Source organism: Methyloceanibacter sp. (assembly GCF_058506495.1).
Window position 1 is genome coordinate 1 of record NZ_JBZMXT010000122.1, and the last position, 4,642, is coordinate 4,642.

At 59.5% G+C, this 4,642-nt stretch carries 3 protein-coding genes; 1 reads left to right on the forward strand and 2 read right to left on the reverse strand.

Features of this window, described 5'->3' with window-relative positions:
* On the reverse strand, positions 1-1,549 hold a 1,549-nt coding region (locus tag AC33YF_RS12880), incomplete at its 3' end, for a TonB-dependent receptor plug domain-containing protein (protein WP_491777612.1).
* A gap of 200 nt (positions 1,550-1,749) precedes the next feature.
* Complete coding sequence (locus tag AC33YF_RS12885) at positions 1,750-3,105, reverse strand: alpha/beta fold hydrolase (RefSeq protein ID WP_491777613.1); 1,356 nt, start codon at positions 3,103-3,105, stop codon at positions 1,750-1,752.
* Between the two features lie 425 nt (positions 3,106-3,530).
* On the opposite strand from AC33YF_RS12885, the gene AC33YF_RS12890 reads away from it, so the two are divergent.
* Positions 3,531-4,103, forward strand: a complete 573-nt coding sequence (locus AC33YF_RS12890) for a TetR/AcrR family transcriptional regulator (protein ID WP_491777614.1) — start codon at positions 3,531-3,533, stop codon at positions 4,101-4,103.
* Positions 4,104-4,642: the final 539 nt, after the last annotated feature.

Here is a 4,642-nt window from a genome sequence, read left to right on the forward strand (position 1 = left end):
CTTCCTGATCATCGATGTTGGAGAAGCCTGTTCCGTCGACTGACGCTCCCTCGACCCTTAGGGCGAACTGAAGCCGGAGCCGCGGGCTGGCTTCGAGTTCTTCGAACCAAAAACCTGCAAAGCTTTGGGCGTCAAAAGGTTCGAGCAGCGAGTCGGCATCGAACGCAATGCCCTTTGTGTCCGCGTGGTCCCACTGGAAACCGATGGCGCCGCTCAAGGGCCCAAACCGTGAACCAACAGGGCGGTGCTGAACCTCCAACCGTGCCTCCTGTTGCCTATTGGTGAAGGTCTGGGCAACCCCGAATCTGCCAAACTCTTCCTCCTCTCCTCCTTCTTCGTGCCCTTCCTCGTCGTGCTCCTCTTCCCCATGTTCTCCGCCCTGCCGGACGAGCTCGTCATGGGCGTAGTCGGACGCGCCAAACCAGAAGCGAACCGCTTCGATGCCGGACGAATCGGGGAGCCACTCTCCCCGTGCCAGTATCTTGTCTTGCTCGAGGTCAATCCGCGGCAGCCGGCCTTCCTCCGCTTCTTCACCCGGGATGCCGTAGATGCTCTCGAACCGAGAGACGGACACGCCAATAAAACCGTTCTCCCAAACGTGCGATGCACCGACCGCACCGCCGCGGCTGTCGACGAAAGTATTGAGCTGTCTACCGAGCGGCGTATCGTAATCGTTGTAATCGCGTCTAAAGCCATCAGCATGCAGGACGATCGCGTCGGTGCCTCCCGTCACGCTGAATGCCCCGTCACCGCCGCTGTCGACTGTACTTCCGCCACCCTTGACCACACCGCGAAACCCGCGCTCAGGCAAAAAGGTCGGAATGCGCTGGTTGTCGATAGACACAACACCACCGATAGCCTGCGACCCGTAGCGCAAGGTCGATGGCCCGCGAACGACCTCGATCCGATCGGCGTCGGACGGATCGATCGGAATCGCGTGGTCCTCCGAGATGGCCGAGACGTCCTGAGACCCGATGCCATTTTCCTGAATGCGTATCCTGTAGCTGTCGAGGCCACGGATGATGGGCCGGTTGGTACCAGGCGCGAAGGTGGAGCCGGTGATCCCTGGCTTGTTCTGAATGCTGTCGGTAATCGTGGCGCCGGGATTAGCGAGGATTTCGCGTTCCGTCGCGACAGTGACGGGCACGAAACTATCCCCCGTCACAATGGCGAAGCCAGGGGGCGTATCGAGGTCAAGGACGCGCTCGGGAGTTTCCCCAACGGCTGTCGCGGAAGCAGGGCGCGATGTTCTACCTGCGCCGCTCGCAGCAGGCCCTGGCGCGCGGCTCGTGCGCGCGGGTGCCGTGCTCGTTCTCAGCGCTGCCCCTATCGAGGCCGTTGCGCCAGTTGGCTTCTGGATCGGGCTGTCCACGGTCACCTCGACCGGCGGAAGCTCGTAGACGTCACTTAGACCCTGGTCGGCTTGCGCGACGAGGTCGCCTTGCGCTCCATTTGACGTCTCTTGGGCGTTAGCTCCAATCGCACCACCGAACAACAACGAAAGTGTCGCGCACAGAACGGCTGTGCGCCTGCTAAGCCCAAGAAACACGGCTGCCCCCAACTGTTATTCTATAACAGGTTTTTCGTTACGCTATAACATAGCCCTGAGGGTTGCAAGCTCGGCCACAAGCTATCGAGACGTCCAGCGCTGGACCCGCGCTGCGGCGCAGGGCATCAGGCGTGAACTTTGCGCGGTCGCTTGCCGGTGCTGCCCTTGTCGTCGCCAGCATTCCGCTTCTGTTAAGCGCGCTATAGATTCGGCGAAAAGCCTGCAGTGCTCGGCGTCACGGGCGTCAGGACCTTTGCGCATAGTCGCGGGCGGATATAGCACGTTCCATTGTCGCCAGCCGTCTGTGTGCCGATCCCCTCTTGGGCAAGCTCGGATTTGGCACCAAGGTTAAACCGGAATTCGACATCTGCATCGGGCGCCCATCCCGAGCACATGATGCGCACGACGCCTTTGTAGGTATCGTTGCACTGGTTGCGGATACGGAACGTCCGGCCTTCCGGCGACAACTGGATACGCAGGCAATGGGGCGCCGCTTGATTGCAGGCGGACTCCTCGTGTTTGGCATTCGACGCGAAGGTAGCCGTCCACTGCTTGCGAACGGCCAACGCCGTCTCTATGTGGTCGACAACTTCCGAGATAACGATTTTTGGCGCGTCAAGCATGAGATTATGTCCCGCGTTGAGCGTTCGCATGCGGTAGGGACCGTCCATGAAATTGCCTGTTGCCATCGCTGAGGCCCGGCTGAAAGCGCGATCCTCTTCGCCCCAGAGAAACAGCGTCGGAGGCCTGACCCGGCTCGCGGGATCCAATGAGCGAAATTCGAAAGCCCGATACCAATCAAGCGCCGCACGGAGCGCGCCCGGCTCGCTGAATACGCTCCTGTATTCGGCGACCTGTTGTTCTGGGTGCCGGTCCCACTTCCACCGTGCAAGCAATGCCGCACGGTCGAAGCCCATGACAAGTTCTGGGATTACCGGAAAGCGATAGAACAAAACGTAGCTGCTGGCTGGCCATTGTGGGCTTGGATTGGACAGCGCCTCGGAAAGCGCCAGAGGGTGGGGCATCGACAACGAGGTCAGACTCAGAACACGTTCTGGGTGACGGTCGGCCAACGTCCAGGCGATTGCGCCGCCGAAGTCATGACCGATAACGTGGAACCGTTCAAAGCCAGCGGCGTCGGCCACGGCGAGAACATCGTTTGCGAGCTTGCCCTTCGTGTATGCGTTCTCCATACGAGGCCGCGCACCAGGACTGTAGCCACGCTGGTCAAAGGCGATGGCCTTGTAGCCCTTCTCTGCTAAGGCCGCGAGCATTGGCTCCCACATGATCGAGGTTGCGGGGAAACCGTGCAGCAGGATCACGCCTTCGCCGGCGTCATTGTTGCTACCAGCGCTGCGCGCGCGAAATGTCATGTTATTGGCCCGTATCCGAACCAGACCGTCCCCGGTTTCGTCGAAAAGGGGCAGGCTCTCTGTCTTTGCCGCGTGACAGTCCGGGCACGACGGAGCGAGCACAAGCCTATCGATCGCATAGGCCGCCGTAAGGGGTAGCAGCATCAAGGCCACGAATGGCCATGCTCTCTGCAGGTAGGTCATCGCGCGCCGTGGTCCGCCTGTCGGTGCCGCTGCAAGATAAGTTCCAGAAGATCAATGGCGAATCACCACAGAATTGTAAACGCGCTGACAACTCTTCTCTCAAAGCGTGGCAAGATTGCTGCAGTTCCTACGCTTCGGTATTTTCACGATGCCGTGTTGCGAGGCGGCGCCCAGATCCGCTGAAAGCTGTAGCCGGCGGCTCGTTCGTGAAGACCCTGGGTTTCGAGATCACGTGGCTTGTGCACGCCTAGCACTCCACGCGGGCGCACCGCTGCGTTGGACCGATCTTGACGGTCTCGAGCACTATCTCCGGGCAATTTTGACAAACGCGGTCAGGTCACGGCGTCGGAACGCCTTGACCCTGCTGCGCTGCAATATTGACCGGTCGGTCACGTATTCGCAGTATGTCGTCTCGGAGAGGAACAATGGGACGCCCAAGAGAGTTCGACATCGATCAAGCGTTGGACCGCGCCATGGGTGTGTTTTGGCAGAAGGGCTATGATGGCGCTTCGCTTCAGGACCTGCTTGGCGCAATGCAGATCGCTCGGGGAAGCTTGTACAAGGCCTTCGAAGACAAGCACAGCATCTATCTTGCGACTCTTGACAGGTACGACAGGACAGTGGTCGAAGCGGGGATCGCGTTTTTGAGCGACCCAGAAGCCGGCGATGGACTGACCAAGATCCGAACCATGCTGGAGTCTGTGAAGTCCGATAAGGCGCGGCGCGGCTGCTTCCTATGCAATGCGGCTATCGACCGGGCTAGCCTCGATGCTGCAGTCGAAACCAAGGTCGCGAAGATGCTGAGTCGTCTTCAGGATGCCATTGCCGTGGCGCTGAAACAGAGTCGGCGCGGAGCGCGTTGGTCGGAGGCGCGGCGGAGGTCTACCGCGGCGTCCATACTCAACACCTATATGGGTCTCCGAGTACTGGCTCGTGCCGGTCATTCCGCAAAAGCTCTACAAGCCATCATTGACAGAACGCTGGAAGCAATTTCCTAGCGCATAGCGCTGTGCTTCGTGCTGACACGGCGATCACGGTTTAGTTATAGACCGAACGGTCAAAAAACACGCATATGTGAGCGCATGTTAATTGAACGATCGGTCCCAAACCCAATATGACTAGGCGTACGGAAACACTAACTCTCTCGAAGGAGAACACCGATGTTGAAGACGATCATGATTTCCCTGGCCCTGGTCACCGCTGGCGTTGCGCCCGTTGCGGCCGAAGGCTTCCCAAATCCCTTCCAGACGAATTTGGACCGGTAGGACAATTGCAAAGCTGCCACGTCCCCTCAGGCAGCCTGCTAACCGCACCTCTCAAAGGAGAAAGACAATGTTGAAGACAATCGTGATTTCCCTGGCCCTGGTCACCGCTGGCGTTGCGCCCGTCGCTGCCGAAGGTTTCCCGAATCCCTTCCAGACGAATTTCGACCGGTAGGACATTCGCAAAGCTGCCGCACCTCCCGAGGCAGCCTGCTAACCGCACCTCTCAAAGGAGAAAGACAATGTTGAAGACAATCGTGATTTCCCTGGCCCTG

Bases quoted from the DNA above. Each gene is read 5' to 3' on its own strand.
- AC33YF_RS12890 (WP_491777614.1), top strand. From the start codon at position 3,531: ATGGGACGCCCAAGAGAGTTCGACATCGATCAAGCGTTGGACCGCGCC.
- AC33YF_RS12885 (WP_491777613.1), bottom strand. From the start codon at position 3,105: ATGACCTACCTGCAGAGAGCATGGCCATTCGTGGCCTTGATGCTGCTA.